This window comes from Cellulomonas algicola (genome assembly GCF_003851725.1).
Lineage (GTDB): Bacteria > Actinomycetota > Actinomycetes > Actinomycetales > Cellulomonadaceae > Cellulomonas > Cellulomonas algicola.
Map to the genome: position 1 here is coordinate 1 of NZ_BHYL01000252.1, position 5,253 is coordinate 5,253.

Consider the following 5,253-nt stretch of genomic DNA (forward strand, 5'->3'; position numbering starts at 1 on the left):
GGCGCACGACGACGTCGGTGCCCTCGGTGAGCGCACCGCTCGGCGTGACGACGTCACGCTCGCCGAGCTGGACGCCGTGCTCGGCGAGCAGCCCGTCGACGGAGCCGGCGAACGTCGTGACGCGCACGACCTCGCCGTCGACGTCGAGCGTCACGGCCTTGTTCGCGTGGGCGTAGCCGGCGGTCGCGCCCCCCACGAGGATGACCGTGGCGGCGGCGGCGAGCGGGACCAGTCGACGACCGGACCGGAGGCCCTTCGTCGCGGCGCCCTGACCGTTGGTGGCGGTCGGGGTCTCGTCCCCCGGGGTCTGGGGGGACTCGGCGCTGGTGCGCGCGAAGGGACTGCGGAATCGGGTCGTGAAGGTCACGGGGCTCCAGCCGTCGTCGTGCCCGGGCACGGGGTCCAGGTCGCGCCCTCGCAGGGCACCCGGTGGGCGCGTGGCACGTGGCGCACGCGGGAGGCCGACCCTCAGGCCGTCCCCCACCGGTCCCGGATCCCCGATCCGGCCGTCGTGACGGCTGCTGTCCGAGCCGTCGGGCGGGTCCCGCGCCGCCGTCACGACCGCCGTGCGTCGGATGCACACGGAGGCCCGGACGGGCAGGACCGACACGCGACCGTAACGGAACCGTGACAGATCTCCAACCCCGTGCCGGGGTGCGACAGGGGTGAAAGAGGTCACACCTCGACGTCGCCGCAGGTCAGAGCCGTGCGGCCCCGAGGGTCAGTACCAGCCCTTGGCCTGGCTGTGCGCCCACGCGCCGCACGGCGTGCCGTACCGGGCGCTGATGTAGTTGAGACCCCAGGTGATCTGCGTCGCGGGGTTCGTCTGCCAGTCCGCGCCGACCGTCGCCATCTTCGAACCGGGCAGCGCCTGCGGGATGCCGTACGCCCCCGACGACCTGTTCTCGGCGTTGACGCGCCAGCGGCTCTCCTTGTTCCACAGCGCGAGGAGGCACGCGAACTGGTCGTCGCCCCAGCCGCGGGCCGCCGCCATCTCCTTGCCGAGCGCCTGCGCCGAGCCCGGGTCCACGACGATCGACGACGGGTCGGGCAGCTCCGCGGTCCCGACGCGCACGACCTGCGTCACCGGCGGGGTGGTGACCACCGACGTGATCGGCGTCCGGCCCACCACGACGCCGCCCACGACCTGCAGCTCGTACGTCGTGGTGCGCACGCCCGCACGGCCCTTGGTCTTGACGACCTTGTTGCCCTTGACGAGCGTCGCGTCCTCGACCTCCTGCGTCTCGAACGGCATCGCCTCGGTGAGCGTCTCACCGCCCGTGCCGGCCCGCGTGACCAGCACGACGAGGCCGTCGACCGCGGTGGCGTCGAGCGGCACCGACACCTTGTCGCCCTCGTTCAGCACGAGGCCGACGTCCTTGAGCGCGTCGCGCACGACCGCGGCGCTGCTCAGGCCGTCGATGACCTGGCCGTCGACGACGAGGTGGATCGTCTTGAGGGTGGAGACGCGGAGCACGTCGCCGCGCTCGAGCGCCGAGCTGCGGGACGCCGACAGCCGCACCTCGCCGTCGCGGAGGCCGAGACCGTCGACGGCCTCACCCACGGTGAGCGCCGTGCTCCAGACCGTCCGCTCCTCGCCGTCGACCTCGACCTGGAGCTCGTGACCGTGCCGCACGACGATCTGCCCGCCGCGCGCGATCGGGTCCCCGAGCCCGGGTGCCACGAGGTCGCGCTCGCCGACCTGCACGTCGCTGCCCTCGAGCACGTCCGCGACCGTCCGGCCGAACGCCTGCACCTCGACCGACCGACCGTCGACGTCGAGCGTGACCTCCTTGTGCAGCACCGCGAACGCGCTGGTCACGCCGACGACGAGCGCCAGCACCACCGCCCGCGCCAGGGCGGGCAGCGCGCGCGACCGCGCAGCGGTCACGGGCGGGTGGGCAGGGCGCACGCGGTGAGTCCTTCGGGCCGGGAGGGGACGGCTCGGGCGACCCTCGCGGACCACCCTGCGGCGGCCGACGTGGACGCCTGTCCGACCGTAACCGATCCGTGACCCGGCCGACCACCCACGGCCGGACCCCGGACGCCCGCCGACGTGCGCGCGCACCGCCCGTGACGACACGACCCCGGGGTCACCAGGGACCGTAGACCTGCTCCGCCGTCGCCGAGACGCCCGCGCACACGTCCTCGAGCGACCGGCCCGTGACCTCGGCGACCGTGCGGACCGTGCCCGGCAGCAGGTACGGCGCGTTCGGCCGGCCCCGGAACGGGTGCACCGTGAGGTACGGCGCGTCGGTCTCGACCAGCAGCAGCCCGGGCGGGACCTCGCGCAGCGCCGCGCGCAGGTCGTCGTTCGCACCGAAGGACACCGGCCCCGCGAACGACAGGAACCAGCCGTGCGACACCGCCAGGCGCGCCAGCCCCGCGTCGCCCGAGAAGCAGTGGAACACCGTCCGCTCGGGCGCACCGTCCGCGAGCAGGACCTCGACGACCTCGGCGTGCGCGTCCCGGTCGTGGATCTGCAGGGCCAGGCCGAGCTCCTTGGCCAGCGCGACGTGCGCCCGGAACGCCTCGCGCTGCACCTCGCGACCCCGCGGGCCGGCACGGAAGAAGTCGAGCCCGGTCTCCCCGATCGCCCGCACCCGCGGCGTCGCGCGCGCGACCGCCGCCACGCGCGCGAGCGCCTCGTCGAGCGGGACGTCCTCGTGCACGGACCGCGGGTCCGGCGTGAGCCCGTCGGGCGCGACCTCCCGGACACCCGCGTGCAGCACGGCCTCGTTCGGGTGGATCGCGACGGCCCCGAGCAGCGCGGGGTGCGCCTGCACGAGGTCGGCCGTCAGCACGACCGACTCGTAGTCGCAGCCGACCTGCACCATCCGGTCGACACCCGCGGCCGCGGCCCGGGTCAGGTGCTCGTCGAGCGTCGGCGCAGGCGCGTCGAGCACGGCGACGCCGTCGTCGGACCGCTGCCAGCCGTCCGCCACCCACCCCAGCACCGACTCGAGGTGCGTGTGGTTGTCGACGACCGGCAGCGGCAGCGGCTCCGGCGGCGGGGGCCAGCCGCGGTCGCGCGTGCGTGCCACGTCAGGCCTGCTCGGCGCGCGCGATCTCCTCCTCGACGATCGCGTCGTCGAGCTTCGTGAAGACCGGCACCGGCTTGTCGACCGCCGTGCCCGGGACCAGCGGCACCGATGCCCACCGCGGGGTCGCCGCGTAGTCGCCCGTGATGATCGGGTACGAGCGCGACGCGTCGTCGAGGTCCTCGACCTCGTCGATCCGCGGCATGGGCGCGAACGTGCCCGACCCGCCGAGCGTCTCGTGCACCTTCTGCGCGGCGAACGGCAGGAACGGCGCGAGCATGGTGTTCGCGTCCGCGACGGCCTGCGCGGCCGTGTGCAGGACGGTGCCGAGGCGCTCGCGGTCCGTCTTCAGCTTCCACGGCTCGGTCTCCGAGAGGTACCGGTTCGCCTCCTGCACGACGCGCATGGCCTCGCCGATCGCGGCCCGGTTGCGGTGCTCGCCGAGCAGCTTGCCGACCGTGCCGAACCCGGCCGCCGTCGTCGCGCGCAGCGCCTCGTCCACCGGCTGCAGCGCGCCCGCCTCGGGGATCGCGCCGAAGTTCGTGTGGATCATGTTCGCGGTCCGGTTCACCAGGTTGCCCCAGCCCGCGACGAGCTCGTCGTTCGTCCGGCGCTTGAAGTCCGCCCACGTGAAGTCGGCGTCCTGCGTCTCCGGCCCGGCGACCGACAGGTAGTAGCGCAGCGCGTCCGGCTGGTAGCGGGACAGCATGTCGCGCACCAGGATGACGACCCCGCGCGACGTGCTGAACTGCTCGCCCGCGACGTTGAGGTACTCGCTCGACACGACCTCCGTCGGCAGCTGGAGGTTGCCGTAGACGCCGGGCTCGCCGCCCTTCGAGCCGCGCCCGTCGTAGCCCATGAGCTCCGCGGGCCAGATCTGCGAGTGGAACGTGATGTTGTCCTTGCCCATGAAGTAGTACGACAGGGCCTCGGGGTCGTTCCACCAGCCGCGCCACGCCTCCGGGTCGCCCGTGCGGCGCGCCCACTCGATCGACGCCGACAGGTACCCGATGACCGCGTCGAACCAGACGTACAGACGCTTGTTCGGGTTCTCCTGCCAACCCGGCAGCGGCACCGGGATGCCCCAGTCGATGTCCCGCGTCATCGCCCGCGGACGCATGTCGTCGATGAGGTTGAGGCTGAAGTTCAGGACGTTCGGGCGCCAGCCCTGGCGCGTGCTCAGCCACTGCTCGAGGGCCTGGGCGAACGCGGGCAGGTCGAGGAAGAAGTGCGTCGACTCGACGAACTTCGGGGTCTCGCCGTTGATCCGGCTCTTCGGGTTGATGAGGTCGATCGCGTCGAGCTGGTTGCCGCAGTTGTCGCACTGGTCGCCGCGCGCGCCGTCGTAGCCGCAGATCGGGCACGTGCCCTCGATGTAGCGGTCCGGCAGCGTGCGGCCCGTGCTCGGGCTGATCGCGCCCATGGTCTGCTGCTCGACCATGTACCCGTTCTTGTGCACCGTGCGGAACATCTCCTGCACGACCGCGTAGTGGTTGCGCGTCGTCGTGCGCGTGAACAGGTCGTACGACAGGCCGAGCTGCGCGAGGTCCTCGACGATGACCCGGTTGTAGCGGTCCGCGAGCGCCTGCGGGCTCACGCCCTCCTTCTCCGCCTGCACGAGGATCGGCGTCCCGTGCTCGTCCGTGCCCGACACCATGAGCACGTCGTGGCCCGCCATCCGCATGTAGCGGGAGAAGACGTCCGACGGGACGCCGAAGCCGGCGACGTGACCGATGTGGCGGGGGCCGTTCGCGTAGGGCCACGCGACGGCCGACAGGATGCGGGACATGCGCCCGATCCTAGGTGAGCGGGTCGGACGGGTCGTCGCAGTTCCGGGCACGCGTCAGTCGTCGTACAGGCGGTCGCGCGCCTCGGCGTCCTCGACCGGCACGAACGTCGCACGGTCGCCCGACACGTCCCAGCCGCGGTCGTCGCGCGCGGCCGGCGGGATGCGGATCGGCTGCGTGTCGCCGGGCCGGTACGCGGGCTCGCGCGCGGGCGAACCGGCCCGGTCGGAGGGCGACGGGGGCACCGTCGCACCGCCGGGGACGGGCTGCCACGGTGCCGCGGGTGACGGCACCGGCGCCGGCACGGGAGCCGGGACCGGACCCTGCACCGGCCAGCCCGTCGGGACGGGCGCGCCGGTCGCCGCGGGCCAGCCCGCGGTCGTGGTCACGCCCGGCTGCGCAGGCCAGCCCCCGGCGGTGAAGCC

The 5,253-nt window shown here is 73.7% G+C and carries 4 protein-coding genes and 1 pseudogene; all 5 read right to left on the minus strand.

The annotated features are described in order from the left end of the window. On the minus strand, positions 1–367 hold a 367-nt coding region (locus CTKZ_RS15270), incomplete at its 3' end, for a ubiquitin-like domain-containing protein (RefSeq protein WP_200829770.1). 354 nt (positions 368–721) lie between these two features. Then, on the minus strand, positions 722–1,912 hold the full coding sequence (locus tag CTKZ_RS15275) for a resuscitation-promoting factor (protein WP_235843508.1): 1,191 nt from the start codon (positions 1,910–1,912) through the stop codon (positions 722–724). 181 nt (positions 1,913–2,093) lie between these two features. Beyond that, the gene (locus CTKZ_RS15280) at positions 2,094–3,044 is read right to left on the minus strand and encodes a TatD family hydrolase (protein WP_124343745.1); all 951 of its coding nucleotides are present in this window, start codon (positions 3,042–3,044) and stop codon (positions 2,094–2,096) included. 1 nt (position 3,045) lies between these two features. After that, a complete protein-coding gene (gene metG, locus CTKZ_RS15285; protein ID WP_124343746.1) occupies positions 3,046–4,830 on the minus strand; it encodes a methionine--tRNA ligase in 1,785 nt (594 codons plus the stop codon). A 54-nt stretch (positions 4,831–4,884) separates the two neighbouring features. Continuing rightward, positions 4,885–5,253: pseudogene (locus CTKZ_RS15290) on the minus strand (hypothetical protein); the annotation flags it as partial.